This window comes from Streptomyces sp. NPDC002130 (assembly GCF_040296465.1).
In the GTDB taxonomy this organism is placed as follows: domain Bacteria; phylum Actinomycetota; class Actinomycetes; order Streptomycetales; family Streptomycetaceae; genus Streptomyces.
Map to the genome: position 1 here is coordinate 22069 of NZ_JBEOXI010000008.1, position 22683 is coordinate 44751.

The 22683-nt window shown below is 72.0% G+C and carries 16 protein-coding genes; 8 read left to right on the top strand and 8 right to left on the bottom strand.

Going from position 1 to position 22683, the window contains the following annotated elements:
* The first annotated feature begins 50 nt into the window (after positions 1-50).
* From ABT116_RS02760 to ABT116_RS02780, 5 genes are all read left to right on the top strand, one after another.
* A complete protein-coding gene (locus ABT116_RS02760) occupies positions 51-716 on the top strand; it encodes an HAD family hydrolase (protein WP_351626811.1) in 666 nt (221 codons plus the stop codon).
* A gap of 458 nt (positions 717-1174) precedes the next feature.
* Positions 1175-6127: an NAD-glutamate dehydrogenase gene (locus ABT116_RS02765; RefSeq protein ID WP_351626814.1), complete on the top strand. Its 4953-nt coding sequence runs from the start codon at positions 1175-1177 to the stop codon at positions 6125-6127.
* Positions 6128-6240: 113 nt separating this feature from the next.
* On the top strand, positions 6241-6699 hold the full coding sequence (locus tag ABT116_RS02770) for a GtrA family protein (protein ID WP_351626815.1): 459 nt from the start codon (positions 6241-6243) through the stop codon (positions 6697-6699).
* Positions 6683-8176 carry a putative glycosyltransferase family protein gene (locus ABT116_RS02775; protein WP_351626818.1) on the top strand — a complete coding sequence of 498 codons (1494 nt, stop codon included), beginning with the start codon at positions 6683-6685 and terminating at the stop codon, positions 8174-8176. The genes ABT116_RS02770 and ABT116_RS02775 overlap by 17 nt, the downstream gene beginning before the upstream one ends.
* A 41-nt stretch (positions 8177-8217) precedes the next feature.
* Positions 8218-8787 (top strand): hypothetical protein, encoded by a 570-nt coding sequence (locus ABT116_RS02780; protein ID WP_351626821.1) that lies wholly within the window; start codon positions 8218-8220, stop codon positions 8785-8787.
* A 58-nt stretch (positions 8788-8845) separates the two neighbouring features.
* On the opposite strand, the gene ABT116_RS02785 is transcribed toward ABT116_RS02780, so the two are convergent.
* From ABT116_RS02785 to ABT116_RS02800, 4 genes are all read right to left on the bottom strand, one after another.
* Positions 8846-10492, bottom strand: coding sequence for a glycosyltransferase family 2 protein (locus ABT116_RS02785; RefSeq protein WP_351626824.1), 1647 nt, complete (start codon positions 10490-10492; stop codon positions 8846-8848).
* Positions 10489-12684, bottom strand: a complete 2196-nt coding sequence (locus ABT116_RS02790; RefSeq protein ID WP_351626826.1) for a CDP-glycerol glycerophosphotransferase family protein — start codon at positions 12682-12684, stop codon at positions 10489-10491. The genes ABT116_RS02785 and ABT116_RS02790 overlap by 4 nt, the downstream gene beginning before the upstream one ends.
* A 78-nt stretch (positions 12685-12762) precedes the next feature.
* Entirely contained in the window at positions 12763-13587 is an 825-nt protein-coding gene (locus ABT116_RS02795; protein WP_351626828.1) for an ABC transporter ATP-binding protein, read from the bottom strand.
* Positions 13580-14494: an ABC transporter permease gene (locus ABT116_RS02800; RefSeq protein ID WP_351626830.1), complete on the bottom strand. Its 915-nt coding sequence runs from the start codon at positions 14492-14494 to the stop codon at positions 13580-13582. Before ABT116_RS02800 ends, ABT116_RS02795 begins: the two co-directional genes overlap by 8 nt.
* Positions 14495-14678: 184 nt before the next feature.
* Here ABT116_RS02800 and ABT116_RS02805 point away from each other — a divergent pair, with 184 nt between their 5' ends.
* Positions 14679-15305 carry a TetR/AcrR family transcriptional regulator gene (locus tag ABT116_RS02805; RefSeq protein WP_351626832.1) on the top strand — a complete coding sequence of 209 codons (627 nt, stop codon included), beginning with the start codon at positions 14679-14681 and terminating at the stop codon, positions 15303-15305.
* Between the two features lie 72 nt (positions 15306-15377).
* On the opposite strand, the gene galE is transcribed toward ABT116_RS02805, so the two are convergent.
* The gene (gene galE / locus ABT116_RS02810; protein WP_351626835.1) at positions 15378-16358 is read right to left on the bottom strand and encodes a UDP-glucose 4-epimerase GalE; all 981 of its coding nucleotides are present in this window, start codon (positions 16356-16358) and stop codon (positions 15378-15380) included.
* 81 nt (positions 16359-16439) lie between these two features.
* On the bottom strand, positions 16440-18119 hold the full coding sequence (locus ABT116_RS02815) for a glycosyltransferase family 2 protein (RefSeq protein ID WP_351626837.1): 1680 nt from the start codon (positions 18117-18119) through the stop codon (positions 16440-16442).
* A gap of 157 nt (positions 18120-18276) precedes the next feature.
* On the opposite strand from ABT116_RS02815, the gene ABT116_RS02820 reads away from it, so the two are divergent.
* Positions 18277-20070, top strand: a complete 1794-nt coding sequence (locus ABT116_RS02820; RefSeq protein ID WP_351626871.1) for a glycosyltransferase family 39 protein — start codon at positions 18277-18279, stop codon at positions 20068-20070.
* Here the strand turns inward: ABT116_RS02820 and ABT116_RS02825 are convergent.
* On the bottom strand, positions 19997-20488 hold the full coding sequence (locus tag ABT116_RS02825) for a MarR family winged helix-turn-helix transcriptional regulator (RefSeq protein WP_351626838.1): 492 nt from the start codon (positions 20486-20488) through the stop codon (positions 19997-19999). The two genes, ABT116_RS02820 and ABT116_RS02825, sit on opposite strands and share 74 nt — an antisense overlap.
* A gap of 122 nt (positions 20489-20610) precedes the next feature.
* Here ABT116_RS02825 and ABT116_RS02830 point away from each other — a divergent pair, with 122 nt between their 5' ends.
* Positions 20611-21024, top strand: coding sequence for an organic hydroperoxide resistance protein (locus tag ABT116_RS02830; RefSeq protein ID WP_161368937.1), 414 nt, complete (start codon positions 20611-20613; stop codon positions 21022-21024).
* A 19-nt stretch (positions 21025-21043) separates the two neighbouring features.
* Here ABT116_RS02830 and ABT116_RS02835 read toward each other — a convergent pair whose 3' ends face one another.
* Entirely contained in the window at positions 21044-22603 is a 1560-nt protein-coding gene (locus ABT116_RS02835; RefSeq protein ID WP_351626841.1) for a hypothetical protein, read from the bottom strand.
* Positions 22604-22683 lie beyond the last annotated feature (80 nt).

Below are 22683 nucleotides of genomic sequence, written 5' to 3' on the forward strand. Positions count from 1 at the left end.
TTGAGGCGCCGCTCTCTTGATTGTCAGTGGGGGCGGGTACGTTTTCAGGCATGGGGATGAAGACGGGCGCGCACATCGTCTGGGACTGGAACGGAACGCTGTTCCACGACAACGACGCGATCATCGGAGCGACGAACGCGGCCTTCGCCGAGCTGGGCCTCGAGCCGCTGACGCTGGAGAAGTACCGGGAGCTGTACTGCGTGCCGGTGCCGAAGTTCTACGAGCGGCTGATGGGGCGGCTGCCGACCGAGGCCGAGTGGGAGGCCATGGACGATGTCTTCCACCGGTACTACGCCGAGCACCGGACGACGTGCGAGCTGACGGTGGGGGCCGTGGAGCTGCTGGCCGGATGGCGGTCGTCGGGGCGCAGCCAGTCGATCCTCAGCATGTACGTGCACGAGGAGCTCGTCCCGCTGGTGCGCGGGTTCGGCATCGAGCCGCACTTCATACGGGTGGACGGGCGGACCGGGCCGTCGGGGGGCAGCAAGGCCGAGCACATGGTGCGGCACCTGTCGTCGCTGAGCGGGGTGGCTCCGGAGCGCACCGTGGTGATCGGGGACGCGGCGGACGACGCCGTGGCCGCGCTGCACGTGGGGGCCCGGGCCGTGCTGTACACCGGCGGGTCGCACAGCAGAGTGAGCCTGGAAGCCGTCGGTGTTCCTGTCGTGGACACGCTGGAGGAAGCGGTCGAAGAGGCCGAGCGGCTCGCGGCCTGACCGGTCCCGCAGACCGGAACCCGTAGCGGCACTGTGCAGAACGTCAAACTTCCACGGCTGGTTTTGTACACATACGGCTCATGACGGAGCCCCTGTAAGGAGCGATAGCCTTGGTGGCGTGATCAGCGCGATAGTTCGCGGGGACGTCGTCGTCCCTGCCCTGCGCCCGGAGAGCACGGACGACATCCGTGACCGGGCGGCAGTCGCTGGTCTTCGCGGGCGGGACGTGTCATCGAGGGCTCCCGGGACGCCGAGCATCACCCGTCTCCGAGCGTCGCAGAGAGCAGCGTCACACCGGTGGCGCAGCTCAAAAATGGCTCAGACACCCCCGCTCATCTCGCCTCGCGGCATAGCGTCGGAACAGACCGGATACCCCGTGTCACGACGTGAGGTCGTCAGCGCAGAGACCGTACTTCCTTCTACGTCACGCAACGGCGCGCGACAGGAGCCAGAGGACAATGCAGACCAAGCTGGACGAAGCCAAGGCCGAGTTGCTCGAGAGGGCCGCCCGGGTAGCTGAGAACAGCCCGGTCGGGGGGCACCTACCGACCGGGTCGACGGGCGAGGAGACCCCAGACGCCCACAAGGCCCCGGACCGCGAGACCCTCCACACGTTCCTCCAGCGTTACTACCTGCACACGGCCCCTGAGGACCTCACCGACCGCGACCCGGTCGACGTCTTCGGAGCTGCCGTATCGCACTACCGGCTGGCCGAGAACCGCCCCCAGGGCACGGCGAACGTGCGGGTGCACACCCCCACGGTGGAAGAGAACGGGTGGACCTGCAGCCACTCCGTGGTCGAGGTCGTCACCGACGACATGCCCTTCCTCGTCGACTCCGTCACCAATGAGCTGACGCGTCAGGGGCGTGGCATCCACGTCGTCATCCACCCCCAGTTCGTCGTGCGCCGCGACGTCACCGGCAAGCTCATCGAGGTCCTGTCGACCCCGGCGACCGGAGACCTTCCGCACGACGCGCACGTCGAGTCCTGGATCCACGTAGAGATCGACCGAGAGACCGACCGGGCCGATCTGAAGCAGATCACCGCCGACCTGCTGCGCGTGCTGTCCGACGCCCGTGAGGCCGTCGAGGACTGGGGCAAGATGCGGGAAGCGGCGATCCGGCTGGCGGAGGGGCTGCCGGACGAGCCCATCCCCGGCGACCTGCCCGGACCCCAGGTCGAAGAGGCCCGCGAGCTGCTGCGCTGGCTGGCCGACGACCACTTCACCTTCCTCGGCTACCGCGAGTACCAGCTGCGCGACGACGACTCGCTGGCCGCCGTGCCCGGCACCGGGCTCGGCATACTGCGCGCGGACCCGCACCACGCGGCAGAGGAGAGCCACCCGGTCAGCCCCTCGTTCGAGCGGCTGCCCGCCGACGCCCGGGCCAAGGCGCGCGAGCACAAGCTGCTCGTGCTGACCAAGGCGAACAGCCGGGCGACCGTGCACCGGCCGTCGTACCTGGACTACATCGGCGTCAAGAAGTTCGACGCCGACGGCAACGTCATCGGTGAGCGCCGCTTCCTCGGGCTGTTCTCCTCCGCCGCCTACACCGAGTCCGTGCGCCGGGTCCCGGTCATCCGGCGCAAGGTCGAGGAGGTCCTGGAGCGTGCCGGGTTCTCACCCAACAGCCACGACGGCCGCGACCTGACGCAGATCCTGGAGACGTACCCGCGCGACGAGCTGTTCCAGACCCCGGTCGACGAGCTGCGGTCGATCGTGACCTCCGTGCTCTACCTCCAGGAGCGCAGGCGCCTCAGGCTCTACCTGCGCCAGGACGAGTACGGGCGCTACTACTCCGCCCTCGTCTACCTCCCGCGCGACCGCTACACGACGGGCGTCCGTCTGAGGATCATCGAGATCCTGAAGGAGGAGCTGGGCGGCATCAGCGTCGACTTCACGGCCTGGAACACCGAGTCGATCCTGTCCCGGCTGCACTTCGTGGTGCGGGTCCCGCAGGGCACCGAGCTGCCGGAGCTGTCCGACTCCGACAAGGAGCGCATCGAGGCCCGGCTGGTGGAGGCCGCCCGCTCCTGGGAGGACGCCTTCTCCGAGGCGCTCAACGCCGAGCTCGGCGAGGAGCACGCGGCGGAAGCGCTGCGCCGCTACGCGCACGCCTTCCCCGAGGGCTACAAGGCCGACCACAACCCGCGCGCCGCGGTCGCCGACCTCGTCCACCTGGAGCAGCTGAACGCCGAGGCGGACAAGGACTTCGCGCTCAGCCTGTACGAGCCGGTGGGCGCCGCCCCCGAGGAGCGCCGCTTCAAGATCTACCGCACGGGCGACGCGATCTCCCTCTCGGCCGTCCTGCCGGTCCTCAACCGGCTCGGGGTCGAGGTCGTCGACGAGCGGCCCTACGAGCTGCGCTGCTCGGACCGCAGCGTGGCCTGGATCTACGACTTCGGTCTGCGCATGCCCCGCGCGAACGGCGGCGGGGACTACTTCGGTGACGACGCCCGCGAGCGCTTCCAGGACGCCTTCGCCGCCACCTGGACCGGCAAGGCGGAGAACGACGGCTTCAACGCCCTCGTGCTGAGCGCCGGGCTGACCTGGCGCCAGGCGGTGGTGCTGCGGGCGTACGCCAAGTACCTGCGCCAGGCGGCGTCGACGTTCAGCCAGGACTACATGGAGGACACCCTCCGCAACAACGTCCACACCACCCGTCTGCTCGTCTCCCTGTTCGAGGCGCGGATGTCGCCGGACCGGCAGCGCGCGGGCCACGAGATCGTGGACGCGCTGCTGGAGGAGGTCGACGCCGCCCTCGACCAGGTGGCCTCGCTCGACGAGGACCGGATCCTGCGGTCCTTCCTCACCGTCATCAAGGCGACGCTGCGGACGAACTTCTTCCAGGAGGCCGGGGGCGGCAAGCCGCACGACTACGTCTCCATGAAGTTCGACCCGCAGGCCATCCCCGACCTGCCGGCGCCGCGCCCGGCGTTCGAGATCTGGGTGTACTCGCCGCGCGTGGAGGGCGTGCACCTGCGCTTCGGCAAGGTCGCGCGCGGTGGTCTGCGCTGGTCCGACCGGCGTGAGGACTTCCGGACCGAGATCCTCGGCCTGGTCAAGGCGCAGATGGTGAAGAACACCGTCATCGTGCCCGTCGGCGCCAAGGGCGGCTTCGTCGCCAAGCAGCTGCCCGACCCGTCCGTGGACCGGGACGCGTGGATGGCCGAGGGCATCGCCAGCTACAGGACGTTCATCTCGGCGCTGCTCGACATCACCGACAACATGGTCGCGGGCGAGGTCGTGCCCCCGGCCGACGTCGTCCGGCACGACGAGGACGACACCTACCTCGTCGTCGCCGCCGACAAGGGCACCGCGACCTTCTCCGACATCGCCAACGGGGTCGCCGAGAACTACAACTTCTGGCTCGGTGACGCCTTCGCCTCCGGCGGCTCCGCCGGCTACGACCACAAGGGCATGGGCATCACCGCCCGCGGCGCCTGGGAGTCCGTCAAGCGGCACTTCCGCGACATGGGTGTGGACACCCAGACCGAGGACTTCACGGTCGTCGGCATCGGCGACATGTCCGGTGACGTGTTCGGCAACGGCATGCTGCTCTCCGAGCACATCCGCCTGGTCGCGGCCTTCGACCACCGGCACATCTTCATCGACCCGAACCCGGACGCCGCCACCTCCTACGCCGAGCGCCGCCGCCTGTTCGAGCTGCCCCGCTCCAGCTGGGAGGACTACAACACCGAGCTGCTGTCGGCCGGCGGCGGCATCTTCCCGCGCACGGCCAAGGCGATCCCGGTCAACGCCCACATCCGCGAGGCTCTCGGCATCGAGGCCAAGGTCACCAAGCTGACCCCGGCCGACCTGATGAAGGCGATCCTGCACGCGCCGGTGGACCTGCTGTGGAACGGCGGCATCGGCACGTACGTCAAGTCCTCCGCCGAGTCCAACGCGGACGTCGGTGACAAGGCCAACGACGCCATCCGCGTCGACGGCAAGGACCTGCGCGTCAAGGTCGTCGGCGAAGGCGGCAACCTCGGCCTGACCCAGCTCGGCCGGATCGAGTTCGCGCTGCAGGGCGGCCGGATCAACACCGACGCCATCGACAACAGCGCGGGCGTGGACACCTCCGACCACGAGGTGAACATCAAGATCCTGCTCAACGGCCTGGTCCGGGACGGCGACATGACCGTCAAGCAGCGCAACAAGCTGCTCGCCGAGATGACCGACGAGGTCGGCCGCCTGGTGCTGCGCAACAACTACGCGCAGAACACGGCGATCGCCAACGCCCTCGCCCAGTCCAGCGCCATGCTCCACGCCCAGCAGCGCTTCATGAAGCACCTGGTCAGGGAGGGACACCTCGACCGGGCGCTGGAGTTCCTGCCCACCGACCGGCAGATCCGCGAGCGGCTCGCCCAGGGGCAGGGCCTGACCGGCCCGGAGACGGCCGTACTGCTGGCGTACACGAAGATCACGGTCGCCGAGGAGCTGCTGCACACCTCGCTGCCGGACGATCCGTACCTGAGCACTCTGCTGCACGCGTACTTCCCGAAGGAGCTGCGCGAGCAGTACCCCGAGCACCTCGTCAGTCACCCGCTGCGCCGCGAGATCACCACGACGGTGCTGGTCAACGACACGGTGAACACGGGCGGCACGACGTATCTGCACCGGCTGCGCGAGGAGACCGGCGCGTCGCTGGAGGAGATCGTGCGGGCGCAGACCGCGGCCCGGGCGATCTTCCGCCAGTCCCCGGTGTGGGACGGGGTCGAGGCGCTCGACAACAAGGTCGAGGCCGAGGTACAGACCCGCATCCGGCTGCACGCGCGCCGCCTGGTGGAGCGCGGCACGCGCTGGCTGCTCAACAACCGGCCGCAGCCGCTCGAGCTCGCCGGGACGGTCGACTTCTTCGCCGACCGGGTCGAACAGGTCTGGGGACAGCTGCCGAAGCTGCTGCGCGGTGCCGACCTGGAGTGGTACCAGAAGATCCACGACGAGCTGACGGGCGCCGGTGTCCCGGACGAACTCGCCACCCGGGTGGCGGGCTTCTCCTCGGCCTTCCCGACGCTCGACATCGTCTCGATCGCCGACCGCATGGGCCGGGAGCCGATGGACGTCGCCGAGGTCTACTACGACCTCGCCGACCGGCTGCGCATCACCCAGCTCATGGACCGCATCATCGAGCTGCCCCGCGCCGACCGCTGGCAGTCCATGGCCCGCGCGGCGATCCGCGAGGACCTGTTCGCGGCGCACGCGGCGCTGACCGCCGACGTCCTGGCGGTGGGCAACGGCACCTCGACGCCCGAGCAGCGCTACGCGGCCTGGGAGCAGAAGAACGCGGCGATCCTCGGCCGGGCCCGCAGCACGCTGGAGGAGATCCAGAGCTCCGACGCGTTCGACCTCGCCAACCTGTCGGTGGCGATGCGCACGATGAGGACGCTGCTGCGGACGCACTCGTAGGGCGTACGGCGTGACGGGCGCCCCGGGCCGGTTCCGGCCCGGGGCGCCTCTTCTTGGCGTGCCTTAGGGCGATTCGACTGGAGGACTTACCCGATCCGGCTAAGGCTTGGGACGTGACTCTCCATGTCTCCGAGGAGCGCGTGGCCGCCCCCGCCCGCCCGGCCAGGCGCGTCGTCCTCGAAGTGGTGCGCTTCGCGCTGGTCGGCGGCAGCGGCGTCGCGGTGAACTTCCTGGTGTTCAACGTGCTCCTGCACGGGCTGCACCTGGCCGCCATGGTGGCGACCGTGCCGGCGAGCCTGATCGCCATGGGCGGCAACTACCTCGGTTTCCGGTACGTCACCTACCGCGACCGGGCGTCCCGGACCCGGCGTCAGATCGCGCTGTTCTTCGTCCTCAGCACGATCGGCGTAGCCATGGAGAGCGGGCTGTTCTACGTCGGCTACCACGGCCTCGGCCTGGTCGGGCCGCTGGAGTCCAACGCGGTCAAGGCGCTGTCCATCGTGCTGGCCTCCGCCTTCCGTTTCCTCGTCTACCGGACCTGGGTGTTCCCGCACGATGCGCGCCCCGCCTAGACCGGCTGTCCTCACCGCGTGGGCCGCCGCCTCGGTGGTCGTCCTGCTGCTGCTCCTGGTCATCGTCCGGCTGCCCTGGGCCGGGGACCTCGGGATGCACGCCGCGACCGTCCAGCGCCTGCGGCACGACCTCGTCGACCCGGGTAACCCGCTGGTGGACGCGGACACGCCGAGCCCGTACTACTCGCCCTGGACGCTGGTCCTCGGGTGCGTGGCGCGGGTGACCGGCCTGTCCGTCTTCGTGGTGCTGCGACTCGGGGCCCTGACCGGGCTCGCGCTGCTGGTGACCGGGGTGTGGCGCTATGTGCGGACCCTGACCGGGCATCGTGCCGCGCCCGCGCTGGCCCTGCTGAGCCTGCTGTTCCTGTGGGGGACGGCCGTGTTCAAGTGGAGCGGCTTCTACGGGCTCGACTCGCTGGCGCTGACGGTGCCGTACCCGAGCCTGTTCGCGCTCGGGCTGGCGTTTCACCTCTGGGCTTGGCTGGGGCGGGTGGCGCGCACGGGTGCCGGGTGGGGGATGTGGCTCGGGCTCGGGGTGCTGTGGGCGGTGATTCTGCTGTGCCACCAGTTCTCGGGAGTGGTGGCTTCGCTGGGGGCGGCCGCGACGGTGGTCGCCGCCCGGCCGGACCGCGCGGCGTGGCTTCGGCTCGGGGGCGGGCTGGCGGTGGGATTCGGGGTGCTGGGGCTGTGGCCTTACTACGACTTCTTCGCGCTGTTCGGGGAGGGCGGCGACCTCGAGGGGGTGCACCGGCCGCTGTACGACGACCTGCTCGGGCGGTACTGGCTGGTGCTGCTCGGAGTGGTGGCCCTCGGGGTGCGGTGGTGGCGGGACCGGTGGGATCCGCTGGTGCTGTTCTTCGTCCTGGGGGCCGTGCTGGTGACGGCCGGTGGGGTGAGCGGGCACTGGTCGTGGGGGCGGGCCCTGCCGGCGGCGCTGATCCCGGCGCAGGTCGCGGTCGCCGTGGAGGTGTGCGAGGCGGGGCGGCGCGGGGTGCGGGCGGGGTGGGCGTGCGTACTGGGCGCTGCGCTGGCTCTGGGGGCGTGGACGCAGGTGGCGACGGTCGGGTACGTGGTGGAGCGGGGGGATCTTCCGGAGGCCGTCGCGGAGAAGTACCGGCGGCCCTGGACGGGGTACCAGTGGATGACGCCCTGGGTGAAGTACGGGGATGTGGTGATGGCGCGGGAGGGGCGTCCGGCGCGCCAGATCCCGGCGTACGGGGCGTACACGGTGGCGCCCGGGTATCCCGACTTCTTCCTGACGGATGAGGGGCGTCGGGCGGGGGCTGTGCGGAGGTACTTCGCGGAGGGGACGCCGGAGGAGGAGCGGGCGGCGATTCTGCGGGAGTACGGGGTGCGGTGGGTGATGGACACTCAGGCTCGGGGCGCCGGGTTGCGGGAGGTGGCCCGGGGGCCGGAGGGACAGGTGTTGTACGCGGTGGTGCCCTGGCGGGTACGCGATCGCACACCTGACCGGTGAGCTGGGCGTCCGTGCACAGGTGCCTCGGCTAGCCTCACCGCATGCCTCTCACCGTTGATCAGTTGGCCGGGTACGTGGACCGGGATCTGGACGCCGACCTGGCGCGCTGGTTCCCCGACGGGCCGAGGGCCGACATCCCGGCGTCGACACGCCCGGTCGAACCGTTCCTCGCCAGGCTCCCTCGCGACGCCGCAACCGCGTTGGCCGGCTTCGACCGCAGGGTCCGGTCGGGAACCATGCCGGCAGGGTTTCTCGACATATATGACTGGTCGTACGGCTTCGACTTCGCGGCCAACGACTGCAGGATCCTCGACTCCGACTATGAGACGGAGCTTTCCGACGACGATGTGTGGTCCCTCGGCGCCGATGGAGGAGGCAACTACTACGTAGTGCTGGCCGACGGCCGGGTCGCGGTGTGGTTCCACGAGGAGGAGGTCATCGAGGCCCAGACGCAGTTCGACAGCCTCGACGTCTTCCTGTGGTCGGTCATCCGATACCACGCCGTACGCGCCGGTGCCCTCGACCTGGCAGCGGTCGAGACCGACTTCCGCGCCCTCGGGCAGCCCGGAGTGCTGGCGGAAGGGACCGGGCTCCTCGCCTCACTCTCGTGATGCCGGGCCCCGGCAAGCGGCAGCGCTCAGCGGTGAGCATGGCCGCGATCGAGGGGCGTTACCTCAATGCGCTCGCCACCAGCCGCACCGCCCGTTTCACCCTCGGGCGGGCCAGCCGACGTACCGTGGGGCGGATCAGGGCCGCCGTTACGCCCACCGGCTCCCAGCGGACCTGGAGGCGGCCCGGGTTGTGGCCCTCCGGTTCCACCGTCAGGTGGTGGGAGGGGACGCGGGTCGTCAGGGCCGGGAAGGTCAGCGGGGCCAGCAGCAGGCCCGTGTGGGACAGGCCCTGGTGCTGGAGGCGGAGCAGCGGGTGGCGGATTCCCGCGAAGCCCTGGAGGGGGAGCGGGGCCGCTGCGAGGTCCAGGTGGGCGTGGCCCTCGAAGAGGCCGGGGCGGACGGGAGAGAGACGGAAGTGGACGTGGAGGCGCCGGCCGCCCGGGGCGATGAGGAGGGTCGCGCGCTGAGGGCCGACGGGGAGGCGCAGCGCCGGGTCGTAGGTACGGATCGTGAGGTCGATCGAAGCGCCCGGGCCCCGGGTGATCTCCTTGATCTCGTGGCGGAACTGGGCGCTCGGGAACGGGCGCGTCTCCAGCTCCAGGTCGGCGACGCTCAGTTCCCGGCGTGACCACTCCGACTCGGGGACCCGATCGCCCCAGTAGGTGCGGCCTGCCGCGTCGGCGGTCACACTCCTCGGGCCCACTGCGTGGCCCAGGCCCCGGGCGGCCAGGCGGGCCTCGGGCAGACGGCGGTCGCGGACCAGCTGGATGACGACGCGTTCGGCGCGCGGGAGGCGTGCGAAGGCGCCCGGCGAGAGCGTGTCCAGGTAGGGCGTGACGATGTCCGCGAAGGACGTCAGCCAGGCGTCGTCCCGGTAGGGCAGATCACCGGCGTACATCCGGAGGTCGTGCTTGAGGAACTTGTGGTCCTTGTCCTCGCGCAGCGACTCGTGCCCGCTCTCGGCCAGGAACGCGTCGATGAGGTGCTGGACGTGGATCCGGTCCCGGACGTTGGCGAGCTTGTGCCGCTGGTTCGATATCGAGGCCGTCTCCGAGGCCGCGAAGGGCGCCACGTACCAGCGGTAGACCGGTTCCGGGATGATCGTGAAGCTCTCGGCCAGGCAGTACGCCTGCGCCGAGAACAGCTGGTCCTCGTAGTGGATGCCCTCGGCGAAGCGCAGGTCGTGCCGGTCGAGGAAGGCGCGGGCGTACATCTTGCTGGTGGACAGGTGCTCGAAGAACAGGCGCGGGTCGGCCTCGATGCCGTCGAGCGTGCGGCGCTCGGCGACCAGGTGCGGCATCCACGTCGAGCAGCGGCCGTTGTCCACCCGGACCCGCTGCACCGCCCCCATCGCGAAGTCGATCTCGCGTTCGCGGTGCGCGGCGAGCAGCAGTTCGACCGCGTCGCCGGGGAGTTCGTCGTCGCTGTCGAGGAACATCAGGAACGGCGCCCGTGCGATCTGCAGGGCGCGGTTGCGCGGGGCGCTGCAGCCGCCGCTGTTCCGCTCCAGGCGGAGGTACCGGACCCGGGGGTCCTGGGCCGCCAGCCGCTGCGCCACCGCCGGGGTCGCGTCCGTGGAGTGGTCGTCGCTGATGATGATCTCGAGGTTCGCGTGGGTCTGGCGGCGCACCGATTCGACCGCGCGGGTGAGCCGTTCGGCGTCGTTGTAGACGATGACCGTCACGGTGACGTCGGGGGTGCTCATGCGGTCGCCTCCTGCGGGGTCGGAGCCGGGGTGCGTTCCTCGATCGGCAGCACGGGCGGCAGGTCCCGTTCGTCCTGGCCGAGGAAGACCCGGCGGACGACGCGTTCGGCGGCGCGTCCGTCGTCGTACTCGCAGAACCGGCGCCGGAACACGGCCCGGTTCTTCGCCGCGCTCTCGTCGCGCCAGGCCTCGGTGGTGAGGATCTCCGTCAGCTCCTGCTGGGTGCGGGCGACGGGGCCAGGGGCCTGGTCCATCAGGTCGAAGTAGACACCGCGGGTCGTGCGGTACGTCTCCCAGTCGTCGGCGTGGATGACGATCGGCCGGTCGAGGTTGGCGTAGTCGAACATGATCGAGGAGTAGTCCGTGATCAGGGCGTCCGCCGCCAGGCACAGTTCCTCGACCGGGTCGTAGGAGGAGACGTCGATGATCCGGCCCGTGCGGCGCAGGTTGGTGAGCGGGGAGGCGGCGCCGCCGTAGAAGTAGTGGCCGCGCACGAGCAGGACCGTGTCCCCGCCCAGGCGGTCGGCGAGGGCGGCGAGGTCCAGGCGCGGGGTCCAGCCGGCCTCGTAGTCGCGGTGGGTGGGCGCGTAGAGGACGGCACGGCGGCCCGGGGCGATGCCGAGGCGGTCGCGGACCGCGCGGATGTCGTCGGCGCCGGCCGTGTAGTAGACGTCGTTGCGCGGATATCCGTGGTCCAGCGAGACGTAGCGCGACGGGTACGCGCGCTCCCACATGCGGGTGGTGTGACTGTTGGCCGAGACGCTGAAGTCCCACTTGTCGATGCGTTCCAGCAGCGCCGGGAAGTCCAGGCCCTGCGCGGCGGCCGGGAACGCCATCTGGTCGATGCCCATGCGCTTCAGGGGCGTGCCGTGGTGGGTCTGGACGTGAATCGCGTCGGGGCGTTTGACCACCGCGTTGGGGAAGTTGACGTTGTTGACGAGGTACTTGGCGGTCGCCAGCACCTCCCAGTAGCGGCGGCTGCCGGGCACCACGTGGTCGGTGCCGGGCGGCAGGAGGGCCGCGTTCTCCTCGGTGACCACCCACACCGCGTGGATCTGCGGGGCGAGTTCGGCGAGCTTGGCGGCGATCGCGGCGGGGTTGCAGGCGACGCCGCGGTTCCAGTACGCCGCGAACACCGCGAGATGCGGGTTGACGGGACGGCCGAGCGCCCTGCGGTACTGGTGGTCGCGGAGCTTGGCAACGGCCTGGCGCCTACGGGTCCGTAGGACCGACCTGGCGTCGCGGCGGGCGCGGTTGACGGCCTGGAAGGCCCGGTACTTCGCGTAGGCGTCCTCCTCCAGCAGGGAGCGGCGGACGCCTTCGAGCCCGGCCGGGCGGCGGTGGCCCTCGGGGCGGCGGCGCAGGGCGGCCAGGGACGCCCTGCGGAAGAACTCACGCGCGACCTGCTCCGGCATGCCGCCGCGCGCGAAGGTGCGCAGGCAGTCGCGGACCATGAGGTCGTAGAGCACGGTGTGCGCGGCGCGCCGGTCGCGGGTGAGGTCGAGGAGGGACTCGTAGCGCTCGACGAGGGCGTAGCGCTGCTCCGGCGCGACCGGGGGCAGGCTCGCGGGCCGCAGCCTGCGGTCCTCGTAGGCGACGTGCGGCAGGCAGGCGACGCGGTCGGCGAGCAGCAGGGCGGCCAGGGCGGCGTACGGCTCGTCCTCGGTACTGAGCCGCGACTCGTGCGCCCGCCAGAACTCCGCGCGCAGCACGCGGGTGCCGAGCAGGGGGGTGAGCCGCAGCAGGGGCGCGCAGTCGTCGAGGGCGACCTCGGCGCGGCCCGCCCGGGCGAGCAGCGGGCCGTCGGGGGAGGGCATGCCGGAGGTGTGCCAGGTGCTGCGGACGTGGTCGAGCAGGAGGACGTCGACCTCGCCGGGGAGCTCGGCCACCCGCTCCGCGACCGTGCGGGGGGTGCCGGCGGGCAGGCCGTCCTTGGCGTGGACGAAGTGCAGCCAGCGGCCACAGGCCCGGGACGCGCCCGCCGCCCGGGCCGCCGCGTCACCGGTGCCGTCGGGCAGCGGCACGACCTGGACGTCCGGGGTGTGCCGCTCGGCCGTCTCCCGGGCCCAGTCGCCGACCGCCGCCACGATCACCTCGGCGTCCGGCAGGGGGTGGGCGGCGAGGGAGTCGAGGAGTTCCGTCAGATGGTCCTGGACGTTCGGCCCGTGGAGGATCACGCTGAGCTCGGCCATCCCGGGGCCCCCTCTCACAGCTGCACCGTATGCGGTCATGCTGCCATCAATGAGACAAAAGGGCCGACCGGGTGGGCCTCACGAGGGAACGGCGGCCTTCGGCTTGGGCTTCGGCGTCTTGTCCCCGGTGAACGCCTCGTACTCCTTGAGGACGTCCTCCGTCGGCCCGTCCATGCGCAGCTCACCGCGCTCCAGCCACAGCACCCGGTCGCAGGTGTCGCGGATCGACTTGTTGTTGTGGCTGACCAGGAACACCGTGCCCGCGTGCTTGCGCAGCTCGCGGATGCGTTCCTCCGAGCGCTTCTGGAAGGAGCGGTCGCCGGTGGCCAGCGCCTCGTCGATCAGCAGGACGTCGTGGTCCTTGGCGGCGGCGATGGAGAACCGCAGCCGGGCTGCCATGCCGGAGGAGTACGTCCGCATCGGCAGCGTGATGAAGTCGCCCTTCTCGTTGATGCCCGAGAAGTCGACGATCTCCTGGTAGCGGTCCCGGACCTGCTCGCGGGACATGCCCATGGCCAGGCCGCCGAGGTGCACGTTGCGCTCGCCGGTGAGGTCGTTCATCAGGGCCGCGTTGACGCCGAGGAGGGAGGGCTGGCCGTCGGTGTAGATGTGGCCGTTCTCCACGGGCAGGAGCCCGGCGACGGCCTTCAGCAGGGTCGACTTGCCGGAGCCGTTGGTGCCGATCAGGCCGATCGCCTCGCCCCGGTAGGCGACGAAGGACACGTTCTTCACGGCGTGCACCCGGCGCACGCCCGAGGCCTTCTCGGTCTGCCTGCGGCGCACGATGCGGTTGAGGGCGGCGGTCGCGGAGCCGCGTCCGGCGCCGGTGCCGTTGACGCGGTAGACGATGTCGACGCCGTCGGCGACGACGGTGGGGATCTTCTCGTTCGGGTGCTCAGCCACGTCCGTACGTCTCCTCGGCCTTCCAGAAGTAGATGAAACCGCCGACTCCGGCGACCAGCGCCCAGCCCACGGCGAGCGGCCACACGTGGTGCGGCAGCTGGTTGGCGTGGAAGCTGTCGATCAGGGCGAAGCGCATCAGGTCGATGTAGACCGCGGCGGGGTTGGCCTCCAGCGCCACCTTCACCACGTGCGGCAGGTGGTCGTTCTTCGCCAGCTTGTCGAGGCTCCACATGACGCCCGAGACGTACATCCAGGTGCGCAGGACGAACGGCATCAGCTGTGCGATGTCCGGTGTCTTGGCACCCCACCTCGCCATGATCATCGAAACGCCGGCGTTGAAGGTGAACTGCAGCGTGAGGGCCGGGACCGCCAGCAGCCAGGAGGCGGACACCGGCACGCCGAAGCAGAGCAGGATGACGACCAGCGCGCCCATCGAGAACAGCAGCTGCTGGAGCTGCTGGAGGCAGAAGGAGATCGGCAGCGCGGCGCGCGGGAAGTGCAGGGCCCGCACCAGGCCGAGGTTGCCGGAGATCGCGCGGGTGCCCGCCATGATCGAGCTCTGCGTGAACGTCCAGATGAACACGCCCGTGACCAGGAACGGGATGTAGTCCGGCACGCCGTGCTTGGTGCCGAGCAGCACGCCGAAGATGAAGTAGTAGACCGCCGCGTTCAGCAACGGGGTCATCACCTGCCAGACCTGGCCGAGCTTCGCCTGGCTGTACTGGGCGGTGAGCTTGGCGGTGGCGAACGCGGTGATGAAGTGGCGGCGGGCCCACAGCTGTCGGACGTACTCGGGCAGCGAAGGCCGCGCGCCGCTCACCGTGAGGCCGTGGCGGGCGGCGAGGGCCGAGAGGTCGTGGTCGGCCGGAGCCGGGGGCTGGGGCGGTGTGTGGAGGACCGTACTCACATCCGCTGCTTTCGCTCGGGGGCTGTGGGACCAGGGGGCCGCGAAGAGCAAGGGGTGGGGGTGGCCTTTACCGGACTCTTCACGAACTCTTACGTCGGGACGGGACCGTATCGTCGTAACGGGAGCGTACGTCGGGCGAGCGTCGGAACGCAACCGTTTCGTCGTGACGCCCTATGCTGTCGGCATGACGACGAACCCCGACGAGCCCCAGCAGCCCCCGCGTCGCCGGGCCCCCGCGGGGGCGGCCGTACTGCGGGAGGACGTGACGGAAGCGATCCGGGCGGCCGTCTTCGAGGAGCTCGCGGCCGTCGGCTACGCGCGGATGTCCATCGAGGGGATCGCGCGCCGGGCGGGGGTCGGGAAGACGGCGGTGTACCGCCGCTGGCGCTCCAAGCTGCACCTGGTCCTCGACATCGTCTCGGCACTCGCCGTGCAGGGCCTGCCCGCGCCGGACACCGGCTCCCTGGAGGGCGACCTGCGACTTCTCTACGAGGTGACGTCCCGCGCGCTGCGCCACCCCGTCGCCTCGCAGGTCATCCCCGACCTCCAGGCGGAGGCGGCCCGCAACCCGGACATCGCCGAGGCCATGCGGAAGGCCCTGCGGGAGGGCCAGGACGGCGTCGCCACCGGCATCGTGACGGCGGCGGAACGCCGTGGCGAGCTGCGCGAGGGCATCGACCACGACCTCGCCCTCGACCTGATCTCCGGCCCCCTCTACTGGCGCTCGGTGGTGATCCGCAGCCCGAAGCTCCCGAAGGGGTACCTGGGCGCACTGGCCCGGGCCACGTCGGAGGGGCTGAAGGCGCTGTAGGGCGGGCCCGTGAGGGCCCCTTTCGAGTGAACCCCGGCGGGTGCCCCAGGGTTCACTCGCGGTTCGGGCGGATCAGCCCCGCCGCGCCTCCGGGTGATGCCGTACCCACCCCTCCCACGCCGACGTGATCATGTCCTGCACGTCCAGCCGGGCCTTCCAGCCCAGTTCCGCGGCCGCGCGGTCGGCGGAGGCGACCACGCGGGCCGGGTCGCCCGGGCGGCGGGGGACGACCGCCGGCGGCCGGTCGTGGCCGGTGACCGTGTTGATGCGGTCGATCATCTCGCGGACGGAGACGCCCTCGCCCCGGCCGATGTTCAGCGTGAGGTCGCGGCCGGGGGAGGAGCGCAGCACCCGGGCCGCCGCGACATGGGCCTCGGCCAGGTCGACGACGTGGATGTAGTCGCGTACGCAGGTGCCGTCCGGGGTCGGGTAGTCGTCGCCGAAGACACGCGGCGGCGCGTCGTCCGTGAGCTTCTCGAAGACCATCGGCACGAGGTTGTAGACGCCGGTGTCCGCGAGTTCCGGGCCTGCCGCGCCCGCCACGTTGAAGTAGCGCAGGGACGCCGTCGACATCCCGGTCGCCCGGCCCGTCGCACGGACCAGCCACTCACCGGCCAGCTTGGTCTCGCCGTACGGCGACATGGGCTCGCACGGCGTCTCCTCCGTGACCAGGTCCACGTCCGGCATGCCGTACACCGCCGCCGAGGAGGAGAAGACGAAGGACGGCACCTTCGCCGCCGTCACGGCGTCGAGCAGCACCCGCAGGCCCTCGACGTTCTCCCGGTAGTAGTGCAGCGGCCGTTCGACGGACTCGCCCACCTGCTTCTTCGCCGCGAGGTGGACGACGCCGGTGACCGAGTGGTCCGTGACGGTGCGGGCGAGCCGCTCGGCGTCCAGGGTCGAGCCCACCACCAGCGGCACCCCGTCGGGCACCCGCTCGGCGATGCCGGTGGACAGGTCGTCGTACACCACGGCCCGTTCGCCCGCCGCGGTCATCGCCCGTACGACGTGCGCGCCGATGTAGCCGGCGCCGCCGGTGATCAACCAGGTCATGTGCGGCCGTCCCCTCGTCAGTTGGCCCGTGGTGGTGCTGCTGCGCGCTGATCCGTCGCGGTCGTCGCTGTCGTCGTGCCTTCAGTGAAGCAGGCGGCGCAGTCGTGCGCGTACGACCGACAGCACACCGCGTACGCCGGGAGCCACCCGCAACGCCAGCGAGCCGGAGTGCGTGGAGTACGGCTGTACGAGTACCACGCCCTGCCGGGCGCTCGGGACGGCGCTGCGGCGCAGCAGACCGGCGCCCCTGAGGGCGTGCGCCGTGACGTCGCGGCTCGCGCCGTCGCGGAAGCGGACGCGAAGGCGCAGGTCCCAGGTGCCCGCGCCGAGCGCGGCCAGTGCGGCGAGGTCGACGGCCGTCTCCCCCGACCAGGTGGCCTCGCGACCGTCGGGGCCGGCGGTCCCCGGAGCCTCGGGGTGGGCCCCCGCGCACGGCACGAGTGCCACGCTCCCTCCCCGGACCACCACGTCGCCGTCGTCCCGGTGCCGCCACTCCACTTCCACCGCCTCCGGACCCGCCTGCGCCACCCGCCCGTACAGCTCGTGCAGGCGCAGCCGCAGCCGGGTGCCCCGCGCGCCCGGCCGCAGCTCCCCGTCGACGGCGAGGGGCAGCGCCCGCACCGGCCGGGCCCGCAGGGGCTCCAGGGAGACCTGCGGGAGCCCGTGCGACCAGACGGGCGTGCCGTCCGCGGCGCGGGCGTACGGCGGGCACAGGCGGGCCGGGCGGGCCGCGAGCTCGCGCAGCCGGGGCAGGTCGCACGGCTCCGGGGAGGCCAGGACGACACGCCCGACCAGCCGGCCGGGAGCGGCCGGGTTGCGGGCCCAGTCGTCGGCGTCGTACTCCGCGAGGTGCGCCCGCGTGAGCTCCCACCACGCACGCCGGTACGCGGCGTCGCGCAACCCCAGTTCCCGCACGTACATCCGCAGGTCGTGGTCGAGGAACTTGGCGCGCGCGGCCCGCGCGAGTTCCTTCTGCCCGGCGCCCAGCAGCACCTCGTACGCCTGCCGGCACGCCTCGGTACGGGCCCGCCAGTTCTCTACGCCGGCCCGGTCCAGGGAGATCGACAGCCGCCCCGCCGACCGGCGCACGTGCCAGACATACACCCGGTCCGGGACCAGGACGATGCGCGGAGCCGCGGCCAGGACGCGCGCGGTGAAGACGACGTCCTCGTACGGGAAGCGGCCCTCGGGGAAGCGGATGCCGTGCGCGCGCAGGAAGTCGGTGCGGTAGAGCTTGTTGACGCAGAGCGTGTCGTGGACCAGGCGCGGTCGCTGCGCGGGGTGCGGCACCACGGCGTGCAGCGCGTAGAGGCGCTCCTGCCAGGGGGCTTCGCGCCCCGAGGGCAGCTCCCGCCGTACGCACAGGCCGCCCGCGACCTCCGCGTGCGCGCCCTCGGCCGCTCGGAGCAGCGCCCCGGCCGCGCCGGGCGGCAGGATGTCGTCGCTGTCCAGGAACATCACGTACGGCGAGGTCACCGCGCCGAGCCCGGTGTTGCGCGGGGTGCCGCAGCCGCCGCTGTTGACCCGGCGGCGGATCACCTTCAGGCGGGGCTCCGAGGCGGCGAGCCGTTCCAGCAGGCCGGCGCTGCCGTCCTTGGAACAGTCGTCGACGGCCACCACCTCGCGCACGGCCGGCCCCTGGGCGAGCGCCGAGCGCACGGCGTCCGTCACATGGGCGGCGTCGTCATGACCGATCACCACGACGGCCACCTGGGCACGCGGCGTCCGGGTGTCCCTCTCGGTCTCGCTCTCGGCATTCATCAAGGTGGATCGTAAGCCGGGCGAATGACATGAAAGTGGTAACACACCACCAAACCTCCGCGGAGCATCTCATTCAGCACAGAATCGGGCCGTGAAGAGCGGACGGTCGAGGGGGAGCGGCAGGCGCGCCACGGGGGCGCTGCCCGTGGCGGTGCCCATGGCGGTGATGCTCGCGATCGGGCTGTGGGGGCTGGAGCGCGGCGGCATGTGGGGAGACGAGAGCGTCACCTTCCAGGTCGCGCAGCGCACGGTCCCGCAGATCTGGCGGCTGCTGCACGACGTGGACGCGGTGCACGGCCTGTACTACCTGTTCATGCACGCCGTCCTCACCGTCCTCACCGTCCACCCGGACGAGGTGGTGCTGCGCCTGCCGTCGGTGTGCGCGGCGACGGCGAGCGCCGGCCTGGTCGCGGCCCTGGGTGTCCGGCTGGCCGGGCCCCGGGTCGGCCTGTGGGCCGGTGTCCTCTACGCGATCACCCCGATGACCGGCCACTACGCCCAGGAGGGACGGTCGTACGCGTTGGTGGCCGGGGGCGTGGCAGCGGCGACGCTGCTGCTCCTGAGGGCCGTGGAGGGAGCCGGGGCCCGGGCCTGGTGGGGGTACGGGACGGTCGTCGCCCTGACCTGTGCGCTGCACGAGCTGGCGGTGCCGGTGCTGGGCGCGCACGCGCTGACGCTGGCGCTGCTGCGGGTGCCGAGGAGGGTGTGGTCCGGGTGGGGGCGCGCGGCGGGAGCGGTGACACTGCTTCTGCTGCCGCTGGTGTGGGTCTCGCAGGGGCAGGCCGGGCAGGTGGCGTGGCTGGTGCCGCCCGGGTGGGACCGGGTCGAGAGGCTCGCCCGCAACTTCACCCCCGGTCCGGCGGGGCCGGTGTTCTGGGGCGCGCTGCTGCTGATGGCCGTGGGACTCCGGGAGCGGCGCACGGCCGCGGTCGCGGTGCCGCTGCTCCTCGTGCCGCCGGGGATCCTGATGACCGTGTCGCAGGTCCGGCCGCTCTACCACGACCGGTACGTGCTCTACTCGCTGGCGGCCGCGTCCCTGCTGGTCGCGGCCGGGGCCGGGCGAGTGGGCCGGGCGCTGGGGCGGGTGTGGTTCGACGGGCGGCGGGTGCGGTCCGGTGGACGGCGGGTGTGGTTCGACGGGCGGCGGACGCGGGTCGTCGGGCGGGTGCCGTTCGGCGGGCGGCGGGTGCGGGCCGGTGGACGGCGGGTGTGGTTCGACGGGCGGCGGGTGCGGGTCGGTGGACGGCGGGTGGGGGTCGCCGGGCGCCGGATGCGGGTCGACGGGCGGCGGATGCGGGTCGTCGGGCGGGTGCCGTTCGGCGGGCGCCGGGTGCGGGTCGGCGGGCGGCCGGTGCGGGGCGGCTGGCGGGCGCGGGGCCTCGTGGGTGTCACCGGTGTCCTCGCCCTCACCGGCACCTTCCTCACCCAGCTCCCCGTGCACCGCCAGGACCGTTCCGCCGCCCACCGCCCGGACAACCTCGCCGTGGTCTCCGCGCTCGCCGTCCGCCAGGTGCGCCCCGGTGACCCGGTGCTGTTCGTGCCGTCGGTCGGCAGGCTCGCCGCGCTGGCCTACCCGAAGGGGTTCCGGCGGGCGCGGGACATCGCGCTGCGGGAGTCAGCGCCGCGCTCCGGGACGCTGTGGGGCCGGGAGGCGACCCCCGGCGAACTGCGCCGGCGGCTCGCCTCGGTGGACCGCGTCTGGGTCGTCGCCGAGGCGCATGTGCTGAGCCCGCGCCGGCCCCCGGCCGATCCGGTCGAGCGGACCAAGCTCGCCGTCCTGAGGGAGGAGTTCACCGTCCGGGAGGAACACACCCAGGACGGAGTGGTCCTCCGCCTCCACGTCCGGCGGCAGCCGGCCGGCATCCCGCCCGGTGCGGCTACGACGGCCCGGTTGCCGGCGAGCCGCCCTGCGACTCGGCGAGCACCGCGGCCGCGTCGAGTGCGGTGGTGAGCTCGTCGAGGCGGGCGCGCAGAGCGCGGATCTCCTCGGGGCCGAAGCCGGTCGAGGACGCGATCCGGCGCGGCACCTGAAGCGCCCGCCCGCGCAGCGCGACGCCCTCCTCGGTCAGCCGCACCTCCACCGACCGCTCGTCGCGGGCGCTGCGCTCCCGGCGCACCAGACCGGCCGCCTCCAGCCGCTTGAGCAGCGGCGACAGCGTGCCGGAGTCGAGACGCAGGTGCTCGCCGAGCTTCTTCACGGGCAGCTCGTCGTGCTCCCACAGCACCAGCATCACCAGGTACTGCGGGTAGGTGAGGCCGAGGTCCTTGAGGATCCCGCGGTAGACGCCGTTGAAGGCGCGGGAGGCCGCGTGCAGGGAGAAACAGATCTGCTGGTCCAGGCGGAGCCAGTCGTCGTCCGGCGTGTTCATGCGTCCAGGATAGCTCGTGCCCGCCATTCAATTGCACACAACTCAATTGTGTGCTCTAATTCTGGGTGTCGGGCGGTCCGGAAGCGGGCCGCCGAACGTTGACATGAGAGGGAAGGTTTTCCATGGACGCGCTCTACACCGCTGTCGCCACCGCCACCCACGGCCGTGAGGGCCGGGCCGTCAGTTCCGACGGCGTGCTGGACCTCGCGCTGGGCATGCCCCAGGCGCTGGGCGGCAACGGCCAGGGCACCAACCCCGAGCAGCTCTTCGCCGCCGGTTACGCCGCGTGCTTCGGCAGCGCCCTCGGCCTCGTCGGCCGCGCGGCCAAGGTCGACGTCAGCGACGCCGCCGTGACCGCCGAGGTCTCCATAGGCAAGCAGGGCGAGGGCTTCGGCCTCGCCGTCACCCTCCGCGTGGAGCTGCCCGACAGCGTGGACGAGGCGACCGGCCGCAAGCTGGTCGAGCAGGCCCACCAGGTCTGCCCCTACTCCAACGCCACCCGCGGCAACATCGAGGTCGACCTCGTCATCGAGTAGGTCTCGAGAACACCGGACCTCACCCCCCGACCCGCGCCAGCACCTCCCCCGTCCGGCTGCTCCACGCCACCACCACGGCCTCCTCGGGCACCGGGTGCCAGCGCGTCAGCAACAGCCAGCGCACGTGGTAGCGGCGGACCACGGCGGACCGCTCGGCGCGGGTCGAACCGGGGGCCAGATAAGCGCGCACGTCGGCCGCCCGGCGCTTCCGCTCCCGCTCGTCCAGGGCGGGGTCGGGCCAGATGGGCGCGGCGAGGTTCGGCCCGTACCCGGCGATGGCGTGACTGGCGAAGTACCCGTCGGTGATCACCACCTCGCCGGGCCCGATGTGCCGGGCCGCCCAGTCGTACGACGGCCAGCGCGTCGGCTGTGCGAACCCCACCGGATCCACCGAACGCGGCACCACCGCCCCGGCGTGCACGGTGACGAACCCGACGCACACCCCGGCCGCCGCCACCCCGCCCAGCACCCGCCTGGCCCGCCGCCAGGGCCGGGGCGCCGCCAGCTCCACCGCCAGGGCGAACTGCAGCGGCACCAGCACGGCCCACAGGGCCCGGGCGTACGTGTAGTGCCCGCTCGCCCAGCCGTACGCCACCAGCAGGCACTCCAGCAGGAACATCCACACCAGCGGATCACGCGCCGGCCTGCGGGCCCGGGCCCACAGCGCGGGCAGGCCGAGCAGTGCGAGCCAGGAATTGGCGAGCATCCTCTCGTACAGCTGCCGGTGCATCGCGTCCATGCCGGTGTCGCTGATCAGCGTCAGCACGTCGTAGTAGGGCCACGCCACCGCGACCGCCGCGCAGGCCGCCCCGGTGAGGGTCCAGCGGGCCACGACCGGGCGGCGCCAGCCGCGCTGCCGGGCCGCCACGATCGCCGCCGCCCCGGTGAGCGCCGAGGCCGCCGTGACGGGGTGGGTGAGCAGGATCAGCCCGTACAGGGCGCCGATCCCGGCGTACCCCCACCAGCCGCCGAGCCCGCTCGGGCCGACGAACCGCACGGCGGGGGCGTCGTCCCGTGCGCGCGTGCCCGTCCAGGCCCACGCCCAGAACGTCAGCCCGATGGCGAGCGCGGACGGGTAGCCCAGGTTCGTCGTCATCGACATCAGCCCGAGGTAGCCGCTCCACAGGATCCGCGTGCTGCCCCACAGCAGCGTCATGAACAGCAGGGCCCACACCGGCGCCCAGGGGCGCGGGGTGAGGGTCCTGACGAAGCGGCCGATCCCCGTCAGCAGCACCAGCAGGTGCACCGGCCCGGCCAGTTTCACGACCTCCCAGCCGGACAGCCCCGTCAGCCGCGCCAGCACACCCTGGGCGACGGCGTACGGGCCGTAGTACGGGCTGCCCGCCCCCGGCAGGTCGGCCATGCTGTGGGCCGGGTGGAGCAGGTCGGCCCTGAGGCGTTCGACGACCGCCGCGTGCTGCCCGGCGTCGCAGCACAGCGGGATCCGCCAGTACGCCAGCGTCATCACCAGCCAGAACAGGGCGCCGTAGAACTGGTACGGGGTGAGCCGTCCGGCGCGGCCGCCGCGCAGTGCGGTCGCGCCGCGCACGGCCCGCCGGACCAGGACCGGGGCGCTCACAGGAGGGCGGAGGGAGTCTGGGGCATGCGCCGAATGTTCCCGCCCTACGCATGCCCTGACCCCGGATCACTTCATCGGGT

Excerpts from the sequence above, each read along its gene's own strand:
- ABT116_RS02760 (WP_351626811.1), top strand. The coding sequence starts at position 51 with ATGGGGATGAAGACGGGCGCGCACATCGTCTGGGACTGGAACGGAACG.
- ABT116_RS02765 (WP_351626814.1), top strand. The coding sequence starts at position 1,175 with ATGCAGACCAAGCTGGACGAAGCCAAGGCCGAGTTGCTCGAGAGGGCC.
- ABT116_RS02775 (WP_351626818.1), top strand. The coding sequence starts at position 6,683 with ATGCGCGCCCCGCCTAGACCGGCTGTCCTCACCGCGTGGGCCGCCGCC.
- ABT116_RS02780 (WP_351626821.1), top strand. The coding sequence starts at position 8,218 with ATGCCTCTCACCGTTGATCAGTTGGCCGGGTACGTGGACCGGGATCTG.
- ABT116_RS02785 (WP_351626824.1), bottom strand. The coding sequence starts at position 10,492 with ATGAGCACCCCCGACGTCACCGTGACGGTCATCGTCTACAACGACGCC.
- ABT116_RS02790 (WP_351626826.1), bottom strand. The coding sequence starts at position 12,684 with ATGGCCGAGCTCAGCGTGATCCTCCACGGGCCGAACGTCCAGGACCAT.
- ABT116_RS02805 (WP_351626832.1), top strand. The coding sequence starts at position 14,679 with ATGACGACGAACCCCGACGAGCCCCAGCAGCCCCCGCGTCGCCGGGCC.
- galE (WP_351626835.1), bottom strand. The coding sequence starts at position 16,358 with ATGACCTGGTTGATCACCGGCGGCGCCGGCTACATCGGCGCGCACGTC.
- ABT116_RS02815 (WP_351626837.1), bottom strand. The coding sequence starts at position 18,119 with ATGAATGCCGAGAGCGAGACCGAGAGGGACACCCGGACGCCGCGTGCC.
- ABT116_RS02820 (WP_351626871.1), top strand. The coding sequence starts at position 18,277 with ATGGCGGTGATGCTCGCGATCGGGCTGTGGGGGCTGGAGCGCGGCGGC.
- ABT116_RS02825 (WP_351626838.1), bottom strand. The coding sequence starts at position 20,488 with ATGAACACGCCGGACGACGACTGGCTCCGCCTGGACCAGCAGATCTGT.
- ABT116_RS02830 (WP_161368937.1), top strand. The coding sequence starts at position 20,611 with ATGGACGCGCTCTACACCGCTGTCGCCACCGCCACCCACGGCCGTGAG.